The following is a 16,581-nucleotide window of genomic DNA, read 5'->3' on the forward strand; positions in this document are numbered from 1 at the left end:
CAGCTAAGCTTATTTTTACGAAACCCCTTTATACCAAGGTTAATCTCATGCGTGATTATCTGAGCCTACTCGGTGAACAACTACATCACAATGGCTGCTTTGAGTGCAGAGTAAGTCTAGGAACGTTGATATAACAATGTCTTAGCTCTAATCCTTGGCTTTCAAAAAGGGCTAAGGGGCAGAAAAGGGGCAGAACTCAAATTATTTCTACTTCATTAATTGCATGGGTGAGTCGTTCATTCATTAAATTAGTAAAATGGCTGTACACTTTTTCGATCATTTGAGTATTTGAATGACCGACGTGCTCCGCGATTAATTTAGTATCCACTCCAGCTTCTACCATACGTGTAATAAACGTATGGCGGAAGATGTGAGTGGTTATTTTTTTACCTGGGACGTCAACCTTGCTTAGACGTCGACTCCATACTTCAATAGAACAAGGATTACCATTTCGGGTGAGGAAGAGGTAAGTCATATCTCGGGGAATGTTACTAGACATCATTTTAAGCTTTGTCGCAATTATCTGCTCTTTGAGCAAACGGAGGGTTTCATCATTAACGCTAATAATTCTTGGTTTTCCAGTTTTGGGGGTCTGAAAAGTTCTGCCTCTGGAAAAGTAAGTTTTAGTAATAGATATGGTCTTGGATTCCCAATCGATATCTTCTTTGTAGTTAATAGCAGAGAGTTCCCCTGACCGCATGCCGGTTAATGATTGTATTTGAACGTATCTTGCGGTTTCAAGGTCTCCGAGTGCCTCCAATTGATCTACTACGCTGGCCAGTTCCTCTTTCTCCAAATACTTAAAATCGTCCTTGGTTGATACATTTAATCGCTGAACTGTTAAGTTCGGGTGAATGGTTATACCCTCATATATTCTTCCATATTCTAGTACTTGCTCTATGTGGATGCGATACTGGTTGACTGTTGAGTAGACTAGATTTCTTTCGTTTTGCAACGACAGAAAAAAAACATTAAAGAGGTTGTCAGGCATTTTATTGACAATATATTTACCTAAGGCAGCATTGATAACATTATTCCTGGTTTCTATGTTTATTAAAGTGCTCCCTTTAACTTGCTGTGACTTCAGTTTCATCCAGTTGTCAATGAGCTGTTCAAATGTTATATTTGATTCTTTTACATTAGTGCTTAATAGCTTCTTTTCAATTTTGCTCTGCAATTTTTGAAACATTTCCTTTTGAACCTTTTTAGTTTTTTTCGTATTTGTCAAGGATACCTTGCGCTGTTTGCCAGTTAGGGGATCTTCATATCGTTCGACGAATTTATACTTACCGTTAGGTAGTTCTTCAATCCACATTTTATCATCTCCTGTTATATTTAGTTAACGTGTGCTATAATAGGGTATATAAAAGACGCCTATTATAGGCTGATTTTTGTGATAAGACTTCACTCCACAGCTTTGGTCGGTTAGGGAGTGGAGTCTTTTTATTATACATCCCAATATTTTCTAATTGTGCCGTAGTAATCTGAGATACGGTAAAATAGATTTTCTGGCAAATTAAATAGTTCATAGATTGTTTTATCATTTATTGTGTGAGTTACGTTACCAGTATGGATATCAATGTATTTATCAAATGTGTTGAAGAGATCTGTTATGAACTTTTCAGCCACTTTTTTATCTAAAAGAAATCCACATATAATCGATATTGCCGCATATAGATCTTTCCCAGATTGATTGCTTGCAATGGTTTCATCGTCGTACAAAGTGTAGTTGAAGAAGTGCTTCGAGCTTTCTAAATGCAGATGGTGTTTTGTTTTCTCTTCAAAATGTATCTTTCCATGAGCAATTTTGTTTCTAAACTCTCTTAAAAAGTGGAGCGTGTAAAAAAAGAAGGTATCTTGAAAGTCTTCTCTTAGATTTGAGCGAGCAAAGTAATCTTTAGTTATTAATGATTTCAGGTTATCCTCAAGCATGTCGTACCAGTGGATAGTTGTAGCAAAAGATAGGTCTTGGACAACAATCCAAGGCGGTATGTTTGCTTTATTGTGCTTAAAATAGTACGTGACAGAGTCCTGCTTGCAATTTCGAATAGTCCTTTCAATTTGTTCTAAAGTTGAACCTCTAGTACCTCTTGTATTCATGTAGAGACTGCGTTTCAAATACTCTCGTTCAGAGTCGCTAATTTCCATGGCAATGGTATAAGCCAGCCGAGTGCGAACACTCTTTTCAACAAATAATATATATTTGAAAATAACTTCTGTTAAATCTGTGTCCAAAAAGTAAAGCTCAACAAAATGGTCAAAATTAGTGCCATCATACATTTTATCTTTTTCACCAGGAATTAAGAAATGCCGCTTGTACCCATTAATTATGCTGTAATAAGAATGGTTAAGCAAAAATCCTTTAGCACTTTTATCATCTGATATGATAATATTTTTGCTTTCTATCTTTTCTAATTGCTTTTCCAGAGACAACGCTGGTACATATTCTTTACACAAAAAAAGAGCCTCCTATCTTTCGATAAGAGACCCAACGGCTTCCCGCCGTCATTTCAGTTAAGAGTAGCTTATCGTTCATTTGTCTATATGTCAATAGTTTTCATCAAATAAGTTCAAATTTACAACACAATTGTCCCAACAACATCAATATCACAGTTATCATTCACAATAATATCTTTATAATCTTCATTCAGCGAGACCAATCTCAGCTGGTCGTCTTCAATATATACTTTCTTCAGATATGCTTCTCCATTCACAATAATTGCAGCGAACTGTCCGCTTCTTATATCCTTGGTCAGCTTCACGAACACATACTCTCCATCCTTAAAAGCCGGTTGCATGGAATCACCAACGATTTTTAACATAATATCATAAGGCTCATTTGGAATAATAGCAGTGGGAATCTCCACTTCATCTACTGGGTTATCATAAATCATCTGTCCCGTTCCAGCGGATAGGGTGCCGTAGAGGCTGGATGTGATGTATTCGGCTGGTTCTTCTTCCACACGGTCAGCTAAATTGATAAGGTTGTTTTGTTCGTCGAGTTTAGCTTCAGCATAATTATAAACATCATTTTGGTTATCAGTGGTGAGTTGATTATAAATAAGGTTGATATCGTTATTTAAAGAGTCCGTATAATCATTTGAAAGTAATTGAAGAGGACTAATCTTTAAGGCTTGAGCCAATAGGGCTATTTTATCCCTCTTCATATTATCGATCATTCCATTTTCCCATTTTCTTACTGTTGACTTTCCGACCCCGACCAAGTCTCCGACTTCCTCTAAGGTTAAACCTAATTCCAAACGTCTATTTTTCAAATCAATCAATTTTTCACCCCCCTTAATCTGTTTCAATTATAAAACAAAAGTGTCCTATAAGCAACAGATGATTATTGAAGAATCACGAAAGTGTCTTTTAGGACATAAAAGTGTTGACAAGCATGTGTGTATGAGTTATAGTAAAAGTGTCCTAGGGGACACGGAAGGAGGTATAGAATGGACGGCAACAAATTAAAAGCTGAAGTAGTCCTCAAAGGCTTAAAAGTAGAAGAGTTTTTGAATCTAGTTTCTAAGTATACTAAGTTAGATAGAAATAAGTATTATCGAGTTCTTAGGGGAGAGGACGAGTTTGATAGAGCTGAGATTATTGCTATTAGTAAAGTTCTTAATTTAACTGATAGCGAAATGCTAAGAATTTTTTTTGCAGAAGAAGTGTCCTTCGCGACACATTCCCCCAACCCAGCATAGGAATGAGATGAGAAGGTGGAAGGAGTAACAAACGCATTAAATGAAATTAATGAAACATTGCAGCTTATAAGACAAGATTTAAATGAGAATAAGCAGCTAAAAAGTGAATTAATAAAAGTAACAGAAGAAATGCAGAAAGAAATAATCGGAAGTCCATTCTACGGTAGCAGAAAACAAAATCTCCAGTTCGGGCGAAGAACTGAAGATGAATCTATTAGATAAATGGAATAGCAGATCGTATTTTTGCGCCCCATTCAAGAACTTTATCTAGCTTGTCGCTAAACGTTTCTTCAAGAAGCGCTATCGTTTCTTCTTTTTATGTACTCAGCATAAAGTTCGGATAAAAGAAATTTGCCGTCATTTGTTACTAGATCTAAGTCAAACATATTGTTCACCTCCTTTCCGATTATATCACGAAAGAGGTGTATAAATTCCCCAGTCCAGCATAGGAGGTGAAAAATGTTAGATACAGACAAAACAAAGGAAGTAAGGCAGAAGTTAGATGAATTAATTTTAAAATTGACCAATGAATACTTGGAAAATACGTGTTTTCCAGGCGAAATAAAAGCCCTAGCCGAGTTGGTGTCAGCTAGAGCGGAGATGTGATTATTGTTTTTGTTCTTGTAATTCAGAAACAAGTGTGCGGAAGAATGTAGCAACGTTTTCGGCGGCTTTTTCTGGGTCATTATCAGAAGCTATAAAGTTATTCTCGACGGCTAGCTTTGTTAGTTCGAATGCGGTTTTGATTGAACCTTGTTCGGTTAATGGCATGTTTAACACCTCCTTTCCGATTATATCACGAAAGAGGTGTATAAATTCCCCAGTCCAGCATGAGAGGAGGAGAGAAGATGGAGGAGAAGCAAAAAGTCCCTGTAACAGAACCTATAGTGATAAACACTGGTTTGTATACGGGAAACAAATTAATTGTCAAAGGTCTCTATGGATACCCAGATATAGAAATTGAAAGAACTTATGGTCAGCAAATTATAGTTATTCCCCAAACTGGTTTCGATATAGGCCAAGAGCAATATCAATCGTTGGCCAACGCTTATCTAAAGAATCCAGACGTTGTTCAAAGTATTGTCGAACTTTTGCAGGCGAAATTGTCTTAGGAAAATCTTCATCTAATTTTACTTCGCTGGCCAAGTCACCTAAGTGATTATCCATACCATCGAAAGTTAAAATGAAGGTTTTAATATCCACGTTGTGCACCTCCCTTCTGCAGTAATTATAGCACGAGTTTGGAGGCGGCAAATCAAAAAAAGGAAGAATCAAATGATAGAACTAAAGCCTTGTCATCAACCGGACCTAAACAGCATTGCTGACCTAGGAGAATTCAGCCCTTATCTGGTCAAGAAGTCACCTACACATTTACTGTATCACTTTAACAATGATTATGGCGCTTCAATTATCAATCATCCGTTTAGTTACGGAACAGAGTTAGCGGTTATCTTTTGGAGTCAAGGCACTTATGAAATTGTATATGACACGGCCATCACCAGTAATGTGATTGGGCATATTGAGGATTTGAAAGAGATTACAGAATTGTTATCAGATATAAAAGTATTGGTTTAAAGGAGGTGCCATAAAATGAATATCGTTAAAGTATTCAAGTCGCCATCTTATTGGTTATACCCAGGGGACTTGGGAGATATTATTAGCCGTAAACAACCGACTAAAATTTTGAGAGCATTTAGAGAGTTTTGCGATAATAACCCGCATTATTTTTACCCCTGTAAACCATATAGGGATGAAGGGAAGACGCAGTATAACATTTACTGTTTTCTTCATTACTTTGAGAATGAGGGGTTGTTGGAGGCAGGAACTCGATCGTTGAGCTTTGAAGAAGATTTGCCGAGGCTTATGAGGGCTTACAGCTTGCACTTGATGCCAGCGGAGGAAGTTTAAAGGAGGGAAACGAATGGATTATGTAGAGTACATCGACGAGTTGACACAACAAGAATTGCCTAACTCGGTGCTCAATATGCGGATAGGCAGGCTGACTGCTGAGCGCAAGTTTTATCATATTTTAGCCGGTTTGTTCTTCGGATTGCTTCTAGGATTAGCAATTAGTCCGTTTACAGCATTCCTCTTGGAGGAGGTGTTGCGATGAATTGGTTCGTGATTACTGGATTAGCTGCACTGATATTAATCGCTTTAGGAGAGACGAAATGGAAATAATAAAAAACATCGCCCTCATCACCACTGGATTGGTCGTCGGAGTGATGGTGGGGCGAGAGGGACAAATCTAAAAAATAGATTTTAAGAACTTAATTACCTCAGAAATAATTTCATTAAATTGAATTCTAGTGATAGCGCCGCAAATCAAAGAACCCAACGCAGGCAAAACAAAGTTCTTTACTATTGTTTCTGCCGTGTTCTTTGCCCAAAATTTGGGATCTTTTAAAGTGGAGGTGAGTGTATGTTTGAAAGAGTTATAAAAGCTATCGTTCTCTATTACTTTTGGATCGGTATCTCTTTGAATTTTGAATTTCTTGTTTCTTACATCAATCCCAGATGGGGGTACCCAAACAAAAATTGGCGAATCGTTATAGTTCAAATAATAACCACTGCCTCTTTGGGACACTTTTTGCTCAGCAATTTCAGACACTGAAGGCATATCAATTGATTCAAGATAATCGTTTAGATTTTCAATTGGAGATGGCGCAACTTGAGACAGGATAACATCTGTCGAAGAAATTGTTCGCTCTAGGTGAGCCGCTGCCTTAGTCACTTCTTTTAAGGCACTCTGTATCGGCACCCAATTGATTTTATTCAAAAGCTTTATTGTCGTAGCTAAAGAGTCAGTCATTTCCTTATACGCTGGTTGCATTGCCTCATTAATACGACTAATAGATTCTCCGACTATTTGAGCCGCTCGAACCACTTCCCCAGTAGGGGCGAATGTTTCGGCAAGAGAGTTGTAATAGGCGTCATAGTTAGTAGCTATTCTGACATAGCTCTTTCCAAGATTATTAAAAACAGTTTCGTTCAATAAATCATCTCCATAAATATATTTCAGAACCCTTTTGGCGAAGGCATATCTGAGAATACAACTATAGCACTACTTTATGATTTATACAACATGTAGGGGTGGTTAAATAAAATGACACAAGATGTAGTGGATATTGAAAGGATAGTTTATCTAGTTGAGAGTCACGAAAAGACAGCAATGAAGATAGCGGAAGAGCTTGGCGTACATAGATCGTTCTTTAGCGACTTGAAGCATGGTCGTAAAGAAGACATACGTTTAGGCATGGCTTTCAAACTAGCAGACGCTCTAGGCGTAGACATCAATGAGTTTAGGAGTGATAAGAAATGAAGCATTTGTTATTTGGGTTAGCAGTCATTGGGCTAACTGCCTATATGCTGTATGACCAGTATCAATACCCTGAAGACTAGGAGGAAAGTGGTTGGAAGATTACATCATCGCAGAGTCGCTTTATCACTTGAGGAGACAGAGTAAACTGACTCAAGCAGATATAGCTTACGAGTTAGATATCCATCGATCGACTTATTGTCGCTATGAATCAGGAGAGAAAAGTGTTCCTGAGGAATTGCTTGAACAGCTTGCTGATTTTTACCAAGTGCAATTAGAGGAGATAAAGGAGGGGATCGTTTGAGCTTGAGAAGGGAGGTGAGAGGATGCCTTAGAAGGTATCGGCATTCAAAAGATGCTGAACACATCAAGGATATATTTAGATTAATTTACTACTATACAAAAAGAGCGCTACGGCAATAGCGCCCCCTATCAAATATATCTAAGTTAATTATAACAGAAAAGGAAGGAATTGGAATGAGTAAACCGAGAACGCAGCAAATTATGGATTTCCTTAGAGAAAACCCAACTGCCAGCAACAAAGAAATAGCAAAAGCAATCGGTTGGGATGTAGACAACACCACCAATACTATCAGTACATTAAACGTTCGGGGATGGATCAATTCCAAGAGGAAGGACGGGGAGCGACAGATAGAAGTGGTGTGGGAACCAAAAGAGAGGCAGACGGTTAAGGAGTTCAAGCAAGATGTTTACTACGATATGTTGCCCAAAGCTATTGAGACTTATGAAGAGGCAACAAGTGTTGATGAGCTGAATGTTGCAGCTAAGATCATCTTTAGAATCTTGGAGAACATTTAACATGTTGCCAGAAAAGAAAGTAGAGAATGCTATCAAGCGCTATTTGGATAGCTTGGGAGCTTATTGGATCAAGACATTAGGCGGGAGTGTCCCGGCTGGGACGCCAGATATTATCGCCTGTGTGAATGGTCGATTTGTAGCGATCGAGGTTAAGCGCCCAGAAGGTGGAACGGTTAGTGAGTTGCAGAAACACAAGATAAAAATGGTCAACAATGCTGGAGGTGTAGCTTTCGTTGCGACAAGTGTTGAGGAAGTGCGAGAAGAATTATCAAGATTCAATATTATATGATTTTCAGAAAAATATTCTAAAGGAGGCTAAGCCAAGCTATTTATTAGCCTGCGATGTTGGGACCGGTAAGACCTTGATGGCCATCCATCATTACCTGAAGCATAACCAAGGCGAACCGTTATTGATTGTGGCACCCCCTGCCAAAATTAAAGAAGGAGGATGGGACGAAGAAGTTAAGTTGGTCGAAGAAACGTATGGACTAACCATCAATTACCAGACACTATCTTATGGCGTGCTGGCCAAAAGATGGAGCGAATATAAACATTACTTTGTTGTGTTCGATGAGTGCCATTATCTAAAAAACCCCACTTCTCAACGAGGGAAAGCAGCTTACAAGTTAACTCAAAACGCTACCAATTTCCTGTTGCTGAGTGGTACGCCAGCCAGTAATGACATAGGCGATATGATTAATTACTTCATCATATTTGGCTACGTTAAGAACAAAACGCAATTTAACCGCGAGTTTGCTGTGTGGGATAAGAAGTTCTTTGGCTCGAATACAGTTAATGTGGTGGTCGATTATTTGAACAAACCTATGCTGATGGATTGGTATCAGTCTTTTACGACGACTGTTAAGAAAGACGATGTTCTGGATCTCCCTCCTATCATCTTTGAAGAAGTGAAGTTTAGACCGTCTAAAGAATACCTGACAATAGAAAAGGATCGCGTCCTTGATGATGTGGCCTATGATAGCCCGTCAGCGTTGATGCACGGTTTGAGAGAGCATGCGAATAAGAAAGATAAACTTGCTTACTTGAAGATGCTATTTGAGACAACGGAAGATAATATTGTTGTCTTCTACAACTACACCAGCGAATTGGAAGCAATCAAAGAGATCATTAAAGATAAGCAAGTCTTTGAGGTTCATGGTGGCGCTCAGCATATCCCTAAGAAGAAGGACTGGGCAGATATTACTAACAGCGTGACTTTAGTCCAATATCAAGCAGGTGCTGCAGGGATCGAGTTGCAGTACGCGAACGTAGTCGTTTACTACACGCCAACCTTTAGCTATCAAGATTACGCTCAGTCACTAGGTAGAACGCATAGAAACGGTCAGAAAAAGAAGGTTACAGCCTTGCAGTTTAAGACCATAGCGACTGTTGAACAGGACGTCTGGCAGGCGCTGGACAGGAAAGAAGACTTTGACCGAGAGCTTTATTTAAAAACGAAGTTAGGAGGAATGGAATGAAAGGATTTAATGGTTTTGGCTTACAGGAGCGAGACCTCAACGTAGAACTGAATCGCCATTTGTTCGTTGGCGGTTCTGATGTCCCTACAATTCTAGGGATCAACAGTTATAAATCTCAGTTTCAGTTAGCAAAAGAAAAACTAGGGATCGAGCCTAATGAATTTACAGGGAATGAATACACTAAATTCGGAAATGTCCTAGAACCACAAATAAGAGAGTATATCAACAAGATCAATGACACGAACTTTATCGTTCAGACATTTATTGATGAAGATCAGGCAATCCGTTCTAACGTGGACGGGATTGATCATGAGCATAACCTGTTGCTGGAAATTAAGACTCATGGGAAGAATCCTAAGAAGCAGATTTATTATGTCCAAATGCAACTTTACATGTACCAGACAGGAGCAGAAGAAGGGTGGTTAGCTCTATACGAACGGCCTAGCAACTTCGATGTAGAGTTTGATGCTGATCGTCTGGAGATCGAAGTCGTGGAGAAAGATCCTGAATTGATTCAAAAGATTCTTGATGCGATCGAAACGTTCTGGATCCGTTGCGAATACTTAAAAGAAAGCCCAGAAATGAATGAGCAAGAGTTCATGACTCTAGGGACTGATATGGATAGATCGATTGCTAAATTGAATCAATTGGCGCCTAAAATTGTCGAATTTAAGCAGATGCTCAAAGAGTACCAGCAACAAGAAGAGGCTTTAAAGGATGAGCTTTATAAGAAGATGACTGAAGGGGACATTAAGAAGATAGAAACACCATTATTAGTCGTGACGCGAGTTCTCCCTTCTAAGTCTAATCGCTTTGATAGCAAATCCTTTAAGGAAGAGCATCCAGACTTGTACCAAGAGTATTTAACCGAAAATGAACGGAAAGGTTACGTCAAACTAAAGGAGGTCAATCATGATTAAAGTAGTGAGTGCAACGACAGAATACTACTGCACAACAGAGGACGAGGCGCATCAAGTGGTTCACGGGCATAAGCAGCGAACACTTGGAGAAGTTACTCGTCAACAGATCGACATCAAAGAGGACTATGTGAAGCTGGTCGTCAAAGAAGAGATAAACAGCTTTGCTGAATTAGCCAAGCAAGATGCCAGAGACAACAATGATTATGTTGAACTATTTGAGGAGGAGATATAATTGAGCATTTTGCCTAAGAATGAAAAGAAAGAAACGGTAGACACGCCTAAGAACTTCTTCATCTACGGAGCGACTATGAGTGGTAAGTCCTACCTAGCTGGAGAGTTCCCTAATCCGCTGTTTCTAGACACAGATGGAAACGCTAAGGCGAATCCTTATCCAAGTATTGAATTACGTAATGTCAGAAACAAATCAGGAGAGATAACAAGATCGATCATTGAACAACTCGACGAAATTATCTTGGCGCTAGAGACTAGTCAGCATACTTACGAAACAGTTGTTCTTGACGTTATTGACGACATTGTCGTCATGATCGAGCAGGCTATCTGTAATGAAGCAGGCGTCGAGACCCTAGGCGATATTGGATACGGTAAAGGTTACGCTGCCTTTAACAGTGTATTCAACCAGTTGGTCATTGACCTGAAGACACTGCCGATGAATGTGATCTATGTTAGTCGAATCTCCTCATATGAAGAAGACAACGTAAGATATGAAGTGCCATCTCTCAAAGAGAAGCACGTTAACGTAGTCAATGGGAACTGTGATTACATGATCCAAACGAGCAAGATCGGACGGAACCATGTCCGCCAGGTAAGGAACAAGCGGAAGAATTATGTGAAAGAAAGAATTGAAGATGAGCGCATTGCCAAGATCCTCAGCACCATCACAGGCGCTTTTGAGCGTTCTAAAACTATGCCTAAGAAAGAGCAAGACAAAGTATTTGAGGAAAAAGAAAAGAAGGTCGTTCAGCAAGTAACACATAACGAAGAATCAGGGCGCAAGAAACCTATCGTTAAATAATAAAGGAGAGATATAAATGAGTTTATTAAACCTATTCAAAGAGCATACACAGGGATTCAATCCAGCCACAGATACAGCTAGCTCAAGTTCTGAGATCCCAGCCGGTGAATATGATGTAGTAGTTGATAAAGCGGGTTACCGTTGTTACGAGAGTGGTTATGACGCCATTGCTATCACTGCCCGCGTGGTAACAGGCGAACAAGTGGATCGTCAAGAGCTAATTAACATTAATGTGGATCCTGATTACCCGGTTAACAGTCAATATCCTGGGCTATATAAGCAGAATTTACAGTTGATTAACCAATTTATTTACGTGACAGATACAGAACTCACTGAAGATGATTGGGAAGATCAAATGACTTTAGGTGCTGCTTTTACTCGGCAAGCAATTGGCAAGCAGTTCTTATTAGATATTACTGAAACCACTAGCAAAAAGGGTAAAACCTACCGAAACTATAAGTTTACTAAATACGATGAGGATACCTTGACGCAAAATGATATAGATTTAACCGAAGACGACATACCATTTTAATCTGAAAGGGGTGTGAACATGTATCAGCTACACGTCCATCCCATTCCCTATACTCATAAACCATCACCTCAGCAAGCTAGTTCTATTAGTAAGACAATAGTAAATCATATCGAAGTCGTCACAGCAGAAGAACTTGCATCCAGTCTAGAGAACGGCCACTCGGTCGTTCTTGGCCTAATGGATGGGGAGCGTAAGAAGAACAGATTAATATCTCAACAAATCATGATGCTGGATTTTGACAATACCTTGAACGGAGAAAAGGCCCAAGGTAGCTACTACGTTACGATTGATGATGTTATTGAAGATGAGTGGATGAAAGAGAACGCCAGTTTTATCTACAAAACCTTCGGCTATTCCGAAGACTGGCAGAAGTTCAGAGTCGTTATTTTCTTAGATAAAATACTCCGGGATCCAGATGAAGTAAGTCGAACCTATGAGTATTTAATGGAGCACTTTCCTCAAGTTGATAAGGCACCTAAAGATTGTAGTCGGATCTTTTACGGCGGGACAGAAGTTATCCCTATTCAATTTGGCAACACTTGGTCCCCTCAGCAACTGGTAGAGAAGCGAAGGAAACCGGCTTATCAGAAAACCGTTCAGCCCTTAACTAAAAGACAAGCCAGCCAAATGATGCGTGGATATATTAACCGTGAAGAGCAGAATTTGAAAGAGTACGGGAATGCTTTGTCTGCTATTACCGTTTTGGGAAAGGCCGTCTTAACCGGCGAAATTAAAGAAGAGTGGGCCAGAGAATATGTTGACCTACTAGCTATGAATAGACCAGAATGGCAAGCTGAAAATCAAGTTAAGCTCAATGAATTTCTCGGCAAGCGCGTCGAGGATATTTATACGAACTACACTTTCCGAGAAAAGTTCTCCAGCCCTAAAACGCAGCAAGAAGAGTTTGATCCTTTTGAATTCGCTGATGAAATGATTAGGAAATACGACATCTTGCGCTACAAAGAAAAGATTTATTACAAGGACGATGTGGTTTGGAAGTCTGATAAGAACGGATTACTTCGACTAATGAGTCATGAGCGCGATTTAAAAAGAACTCAAGACCAAGAAGTGATCCATCAGTTGGACAAGAAAGCCCCTGAAATTGAAGCAGAGATAACTGCTATTCAACTTAAAAATGATTTCCGGATAGAAGATGGGGAATTGCTTCAAGGGGCTACAGAAGCGTTTACGCCCTTTTTACTGGATGTTAAATATGACCCAACAGCTTATAATCCAGATGTGGATGATTTCCTAAATTTCTTAGTGATGGACCGACCAGAACTAAGGGTGACGGTCGAGGAATTATTGGGGCATATTCTCTTAATTCAAGGCTTTCCTCATAAAGTCTTCTTCTTGATCGGTGAGAAGGGTGCTAATGGTAAGTCAACCTTTTTGGAGATGCTGAATAACTGGGTTGGTGATTTAGGGAGTAACGTTAACTTAGAGGCGTTTAATGATGATACCTCTGTTCTAAGTTTAGAGGATAAGATTGTTAACATCGGCGATGATATTGATGCGTCTTATTTAGATAAATCAATGAACTTTAAAACGCTAGCTTCTGGGAACACCATTCAAGTCCGTCCTATTTACCAAGAGCCTAGACGACTGCAGAACACAGCGACTTTAATTTTTACAGCCAATGATATGCCGACTTTTAGGGATAAATCTGGTGGGATTGAAAGACGATTAGTTGTTATTCCTTGCGATAACGTGGTGAAGAAAGCCGACTTCAGCATTGATAAGAAACTATCAACCGATAGCGCCAAATCCTACTTGCTGAATCTCGCTCTCGAGGGAGTTGGCAGAATCAGAGAGAACGGCGGTAAGTTGTCTGATAATACCATTGTTGATCAGATGGTTAGTGATTACATTGCTGAGAGTGATTCGATTGTTGGGTTCATTCGAGATGAAGGAATTGATCAGAGTTTAGATAAGAAGTTAGTTTACCAGCAATACAAGGAGTATTGCGAGGAGTTGTCGGTGAAGCCTCAGAAAATGGCTGCGTTAACTCGCAAGCTGAAAAGCTTGGGTTATGAGATTAAAGACACGACTCGATTGGGGAAGAGAATGCAGTTGTACGTTAAAGGTATTTAGAATTCGAGGAAACCCCAGACTTTTTGACGAAAACCCCAGACTTTTGAAAATGAAAGTATGGGACGTCAAATCCCTTGGGAGAGTAAGGGTTTGGAGCAACATATAATTATATTGCCCCATTGTTTCAATATAATACTATGGGACGTCAAACCCCTTGATACCATTGAGTTTATATAGGGTAGTCTTCTTATTACCCATACTTTTTTAAATAATTATTATATAAATTAGTAATAATAATTAATAAGTGATTATTATTACCAAAATATAAAAGAATTACGCAAAAAAGTCTGGGAAGTCTGGGGTTTTCCTAACAAACGTTGTTACACCAACGTTTTGACGTCCCAGTGTTTTAAAATAAAGTCTGGGGTAAAGTCTGGCAGAGGGCAAAAAGTATGGGCTGATTTAATTAAAGGAGGAAATCAATGAGTGATAATAACAATTTATCATCCGTATTATTAGTCATTTTAGGACTACTAGCTTTTGTAATTTTCATAATATATACAACTTATGCACCCAGTCAAGTTGAGCAGCAAGAAGTAATTCCTGCAACCCATGCAACAAATGTTTCGACGCAATAGTAGCATTGCTCGCCTATAAAGGGCTTAGCATTGATCAAATAATTGAGATTCAAAGAAAGATAGAGGAGATGGGAAGATGAAATTAACTGAATTACAAGTAATTTTAGGAGAACAAACAAAGCAATTGCATAAAATGCAAGACACGGTAACGCCAATTGACATTGATAGAGCAAACGCAATATCGGGCTTAGCAAGACAAATGATTCAGAATGCTAACGTTATCTTAAAAGCTGAAAAACAGAACAGCTCCAAAAAAGATGAGTTGATTTAATTGGATTGGTTGACAGACAAGTTGTTAAACGATGCTAGAGAGCAAAGTGGGTGGTTGACATGGGGAGAATTACAGAAGTTCCTTTTAAAAAAGGGTCATAACCCTCCAAAAAACATTTCTAATTTTTCTCACAGATTAAGAAAAGAAGGTATAAAGTCGTATGGCAGGTATGGGGAAGGTGGCCCCAGAAAGGTTCGGGTTTTATTTGACCCCGAAAATGTTCAAAAAGATACAGTGGCAATCCTTCCATACAGGCTATATGTAATACTAAAGAAGCAAGGTTTTCATAATTTAGAAGGAGAACTTTTAAAAACTGCTATTGATTGGGCACTAGTAAGGTTTGCTATAAACGAAAAGAAAAATGAATTGATAGAAAAAACTATAATAATTCAGAGAGACAAGCTTTCAGGTAGAATAGTCGGCGTTTATACGAGCGTTGAAGAAGCTAGTGAAATCAGCGGGGTATTGAAAAAAAGAATACAAAGCTGTTTGACGGGGCATAAAAAGTCAAGTGGTGGATATACATGGGAACGAATTATAAAGGAGATGGAGAATGGACGATAGAACTTTCAAGTATTGCATTGTAGCGCTATTGATAATGGGGCTTTTGTCGCTTGCTGATACTGTTCTGAGAAAGCCTGAAGAAGAAGCAATAGCTATTGCTGGGGCAACTCATGCGACCGAGGTTAGTGCGCCTAAAAGGGTTTACACTGCAAAAATGGGAGACGATGTTAAACCTGAATATCATTTGATTTATGAATTCGAGGTAGATGGGGAGAAACATTATTATGCGGATATTTATCGGGGGGAAAGATAATGATTACGAGAACTTTAATTAATAAAGACGAAGGCTATATTCTTGTTAGTTTAAACAAGGACAAGAGAGTAGTCGGTTTGGGTGTTTACAGCGAAAAAGATGAGTTCAGAGAGTTCATTGAGATAGATTTAGACAATTTTGTGGATATTGCTGATTACGTTCCTGAGAGCATCGGTTTGGATTTAGGCCATGAATAGACAAGAAACCTTAGACCGTATCGCTAAAGTCGAGGAAGAACTGGCTAAGGCGAAAGAGGAGTTGGAAAGGCTCGACCAGGCGAGGTGGGCGCCAGGATATGAGGAGTGTTATTTTTTCATAAATCATAATGGATGTGCGTACATGAGCAGATGGGATAATCAAGAATTTGAGAAAAGCCGAGTCATAATCGGTAATGTGTTCAAGACAGAACAAGAGGCCGAACACGCTGTTGAGCGCTTAAAAATCCGAGCCGAGTTACTGGATGCCGGGGGAAGGGATAAATTAAAACAACGAGAAGAAAACTATTCAATTACCTACAAACCTTACGAATATAAACTGGGAGTGACCTTCGCCTTGGATGCTCCGCTGTTTGACTTTATCTACTTTGATAGTGAGAATGAAGTCAAGGAAGCCATCAAACAAGTAGGCGAAGACAGAATCAAGAAATATATGTTTGGGGTGGAATCATGACTCTAGGACAAAGGATAAGAGAAATAAGGTTGGAACGTGGAGAAACGATGGGGGAGTTCGGAAAACATTTTGGAACTAGTGACAGTATTGTATCTCGATGGGAGCGTGACTTAACCAAGCCCAGGGCGGACAGACTTAAATCCATAGCTGATCTGGCTGGTGCAACTGTTGAAGAATTGGCCAAGGATAATTGTGCCTGGCAAGTCCAACCATTGAACCAAGAATTCGGCTACTATCCCATCGATACATGCCGAGGCGAGATAGGCACAATCAATCTAGATTTCTATAAGAAAGACTACAAATTCTGCCCTTACTGTGGAAAAGAAATAATTATAAAGGAGTAATTA

General features: G+C 39.2%; 29 protein-coding genes. 23 read left to right on the forward strand and 6 right to left on the reverse strand.

Annotation, left to right across the window (positions count from 1 at the left end):
- Nucleotides 1-196: 196 nt before the first annotated feature.
- The 3 genes from T408_RS0105770 to T408_RS0105780 all read right to left on the reverse strand — a co-directional run bounded on the left by T408_RS0105770 (nucleotide 197) and on the right by T408_RS0105780 (nucleotide 3,284).
- Nucleotides 197-1,315, reverse strand: coding sequence for a tyrosine-type recombinase/integrase (locus T408_RS0105770; protein ID WP_028119112.1), 1,119 nt, complete (start codon nucleotides 1,313-1,315; stop codon nucleotides 197-199).
- Between the two features lie 131 nt (nucleotides 1,316-1,446).
- Nucleotides 1,447-2,457, reverse strand: a complete 1,011-nt coding sequence (locus T408_RS0105775) for an Abi family protein (protein WP_028119113.1) — start codon at nucleotides 2,455-2,457, stop codon at nucleotides 1,447-1,449.
- 119 nt (nucleotides 2,458-2,576) lie between these two features.
- Nucleotides 2,577-3,284 carry a helix-turn-helix domain-containing protein gene (locus T408_RS0105780; RefSeq protein ID WP_051444817.1) on the reverse strand — a complete coding sequence of 236 codons (708 nt, stop codon included), beginning with the start codon at nucleotides 3,282-3,284 and terminating at the stop codon, nucleotides 2,577-2,579.
- Between the two features lie 168 nt (nucleotides 3,285-3,452).
- On the opposite strand from T408_RS0105780, the gene T408_RS0105785 reads away from it, so the two are divergent.
- The 3 genes from T408_RS0105785 (at nucleotide 3,453) to T408_RS12065 (ending at nucleotide 4,310) form a co-directional block, all read left to right on the forward strand.
- Nucleotides 3,453-3,704 carry a hypothetical protein gene (locus T408_RS0105785; RefSeq protein WP_028119115.1) on the forward strand — a complete coding sequence of 84 codons (252 nt, stop codon included), beginning with the start codon at nucleotides 3,453-3,455 and terminating at the stop codon, nucleotides 3,702-3,704.
- A gap of 15 nt (nucleotides 3,705-3,719) precedes the next feature.
- Nucleotides 3,720-3,926, forward strand: a complete 207-nt coding sequence (locus T408_RS0105790) for a hypothetical protein (RefSeq protein WP_028119116.1) — start codon at nucleotides 3,720-3,722, stop codon at nucleotides 3,924-3,926.
- 237 nt (nucleotides 3,927-4,163) lie between these two features.
- Nucleotides 4,164-4,310, forward strand: coding sequence for a hypothetical protein (locus T408_RS12065; RefSeq protein ID WP_157060766.1), 147 nt, complete (start codon nucleotides 4,164-4,166; stop codon nucleotides 4,308-4,310).
- Here the strand turns inward: T408_RS12065 and T408_RS12070 are convergent, their stop codons facing one another.
- Together T408_RS12070 and T408_RS12395 are read right to left on the reverse strand one after the other, a co-directional pair.
- Nucleotides 4,311-4,475 (reverse strand): hypothetical protein, encoded by a 165-nt coding sequence (locus tag T408_RS12070; RefSeq protein ID WP_157060767.1) that lies wholly within the window; start codon nucleotides 4,473-4,475, stop codon nucleotides 4,311-4,313.
- A gap of 219 nt (nucleotides 4,476-4,694) precedes the next feature.
- On the reverse strand, nucleotides 4,695-4,871 hold the full coding sequence (locus T408_RS12395) for a hypothetical protein (RefSeq protein ID WP_407635820.1): 177 nt from the start codon (nucleotides 4,869-4,871) through the stop codon (nucleotides 4,695-4,697).
- A 108-nt stretch (nucleotides 4,872-4,979) separates the two neighbouring features.
- Here T408_RS12395 and T408_RS11020 point away from each other — a divergent pair, with 108 nt between their 5' ends.
- Genes T408_RS11020 through T408_RS0105825 form a run of 3 tightly spaced genes read left to right on the forward strand, consistent with a single transcriptional unit; the run spans nucleotide 4,980 to nucleotide 5,817 of the window.
- Complete coding sequence (locus tag T408_RS11020; RefSeq protein ID WP_051444818.1) at nucleotides 4,980-5,279, forward strand: hypothetical protein; 300 nt, start codon at nucleotides 4,980-4,982, stop codon at nucleotides 5,277-5,279.
- Nucleotides 5,280-5,294: 15 nt separating this feature from the next.
- Complete coding sequence (locus T408_RS0105820; RefSeq protein WP_028119118.1) at nucleotides 5,295-5,612, forward strand: hypothetical protein; 318 nt, start codon at nucleotides 5,295-5,297, stop codon at nucleotides 5,610-5,612.
- A 13-nt stretch (nucleotides 5,613-5,625) separates the two neighbouring features.
- Complete coding sequence (locus T408_RS0105825) at nucleotides 5,626-5,817, forward strand: hypothetical protein (protein ID WP_028119119.1); 192 nt, start codon at nucleotides 5,626-5,628, stop codon at nucleotides 5,815-5,817.
- Between the two features lie 135 nt (nucleotides 5,818-5,952).
- Here the strand turns inward: T408_RS0105825 and T408_RS0105835 are convergent, their stop codons facing one another.
- A complete protein-coding gene (locus T408_RS0105835; RefSeq protein ID WP_028119120.1) occupies nucleotides 5,953-6,699 on the reverse strand; it encodes a hypothetical protein in 747 nt (248 codons plus the stop codon).
- Nucleotides 6,700-6,810: 111 nt separating this feature from the next.
- Here T408_RS0105835 and T408_RS11025 point away from each other — a divergent pair, with 111 nt between their 5' ends.
- From T408_RS11025 to T408_RS11975, 17 genes are all read left to right on the forward strand, one after another.
- Complete coding sequence (locus T408_RS11025) at nucleotides 6,811-7,026, forward strand: helix-turn-helix domain-containing protein (protein ID WP_035420249.1); 216 nt, start codon at nucleotides 6,811-6,813, stop codon at nucleotides 7,024-7,026.
- Nucleotides 7,027-7,117: 91 nt separating this feature from the next.
- The gene (locus T408_RS11030) at nucleotides 7,118-7,327 is read left to right on the forward strand and encodes a helix-turn-helix domain-containing protein (RefSeq protein ID WP_051444819.1); all 210 of its coding nucleotides are present in this window, start codon (nucleotides 7,118-7,120) and stop codon (nucleotides 7,325-7,327) included.
- Nucleotides 7,328-7,500: 173 nt separating this feature from the next.
- On the forward strand, nucleotides 7,501-7,842 hold the full coding sequence (locus T408_RS0105855; RefSeq protein WP_028119121.1) for a MarR family winged helix-turn-helix transcriptional regulator: 342 nt from the start codon (nucleotides 7,501-7,503) through the stop codon (nucleotides 7,840-7,842).
- Between the two features lies 1 nt (nucleotide 7,843).
- The gene (locus T408_RS0105860) at nucleotides 7,844-8,131 is read left to right on the forward strand and encodes a VRR-NUC domain-containing protein (protein WP_028119122.1); all 288 of its coding nucleotides are present in this window, start codon (nucleotides 7,844-7,846) and stop codon (nucleotides 8,129-8,131) included.
- A complete protein-coding gene (locus tag T408_RS0105865) occupies nucleotides 8,085-9,320 on the forward strand; it encodes a DEAD/DEAH box helicase (protein WP_328285595.1) in 1,236 nt (411 codons plus the stop codon). Before T408_RS0105860 ends, T408_RS0105865 begins: the two co-directional genes overlap by 47 nt.
- Nucleotides 9,317-10,240 (forward strand): lambda-exonuclease family protein, encoded by a 924-nt coding sequence (locus T408_RS0105870; RefSeq protein ID WP_028119124.1) that lies wholly within the window; start codon nucleotides 9,317-9,319, stop codon nucleotides 10,238-10,240. Before T408_RS0105865 ends, T408_RS0105870 begins: the two co-directional genes overlap by 4 nt.
- Nucleotides 10,233-10,472 carry a hypothetical protein gene (locus T408_RS0105875; protein ID WP_028119125.1) on the forward strand — a complete coding sequence of 80 codons (240 nt, stop codon included), beginning with the start codon at nucleotides 10,233-10,235 and terminating at the stop codon, nucleotides 10,470-10,472. Before T408_RS0105870 ends, T408_RS0105875 begins: the two co-directional genes overlap by 8 nt.
- Entirely contained in the window at nucleotides 10,473-11,273 is an 801-nt protein-coding gene (locus T408_RS11035) for an AAA family ATPase (RefSeq protein ID WP_084543946.1), read from the forward strand.
- 16 nt (nucleotides 11,274-11,289) lie between these two features.
- Nucleotides 11,290-11,805: a DUF669 domain-containing protein gene (locus T408_RS0105885; protein WP_028119126.1), complete on the forward strand. Its 516-nt coding sequence runs from the start codon at nucleotides 11,290-11,292 to the stop codon at nucleotides 11,803-11,805.
- An 18-nt stretch (nucleotides 11,806-11,823) separates the two neighbouring features.
- The gene (locus T408_RS11750; protein ID WP_051444820.1) at nucleotides 11,824-13,899 is read left to right on the forward strand and encodes a DNA primase family protein; all 2,076 of its coding nucleotides are present in this window, start codon (nucleotides 11,824-11,826) and stop codon (nucleotides 13,897-13,899) included.
- Between the two features lie 422 nt (nucleotides 13,900-14,321).
- Entirely contained in the window at nucleotides 14,322-14,477 is a 156-nt protein-coding gene (locus T408_RS12080) for a hypothetical protein (protein ID WP_157060769.1), read from the forward strand.
- 76 nt (nucleotides 14,478-14,553) lie between these two features.
- A complete protein-coding gene (locus T408_RS0105900; protein ID WP_028119127.1) occupies nucleotides 14,554-14,748 on the forward strand; it encodes a hypothetical protein in 195 nt (64 codons plus the stop codon).
- Nucleotides 14,749-15,312 carry a hypothetical protein gene (locus tag T408_RS0105905; protein ID WP_028119128.1) on the forward strand — a complete coding sequence of 188 codons (564 nt, stop codon included), beginning with the start codon at nucleotides 14,749-14,751 and terminating at the stop codon, nucleotides 15,310-15,312.
- Nucleotides 15,302-15,565 carry a hypothetical protein gene (locus T408_RS0105910; protein ID WP_028119129.1) on the forward strand — a complete coding sequence of 88 codons (264 nt, stop codon included), beginning with the start codon at nucleotides 15,302-15,304 and terminating at the stop codon, nucleotides 15,563-15,565. The genes T408_RS0105905 and T408_RS0105910 overlap by 11 nt, the downstream gene beginning before the upstream one ends.
- On the forward strand, nucleotides 15,565-15,762 hold the full coding sequence (locus tag T408_RS0105915; RefSeq protein WP_028119130.1) for a hypothetical protein: 198 nt from the start codon (nucleotides 15,565-15,567) through the stop codon (nucleotides 15,760-15,762). The genes T408_RS0105910 and T408_RS0105915 overlap by 1 nt, the downstream gene beginning before the upstream one ends.
- The gene (locus T408_RS0105920) at nucleotides 15,755-16,234 is read left to right on the forward strand and encodes a hypothetical protein (RefSeq protein WP_028119131.1); all 480 of its coding nucleotides are present in this window, start codon (nucleotides 15,755-15,757) and stop codon (nucleotides 16,232-16,234) included. Before T408_RS0105915 ends, T408_RS0105920 begins: the two co-directional genes overlap by 8 nt.
- Nucleotides 16,231-16,578 carry a helix-turn-helix domain-containing protein gene (locus T408_RS11975; RefSeq protein ID WP_084543948.1) on the forward strand — a complete coding sequence of 116 codons (348 nt, stop codon included), beginning with the start codon at nucleotides 16,231-16,233 and terminating at the stop codon, nucleotides 16,576-16,578. Before T408_RS0105920 ends, T408_RS11975 begins: the two co-directional genes overlap by 4 nt.
- Nucleotides 16,579-16,581 lie beyond the last annotated feature (3 nt).

The organism is Hutsoniella sourekii ATCC 700629 (assembly GCF_000518205.1).
Taxonomy (GTDB): domain Bacteria; phylum Bacillota; class Bacilli; order Lactobacillales; family Aerococcaceae; genus Hutsoniella; species Hutsoniella sourekii.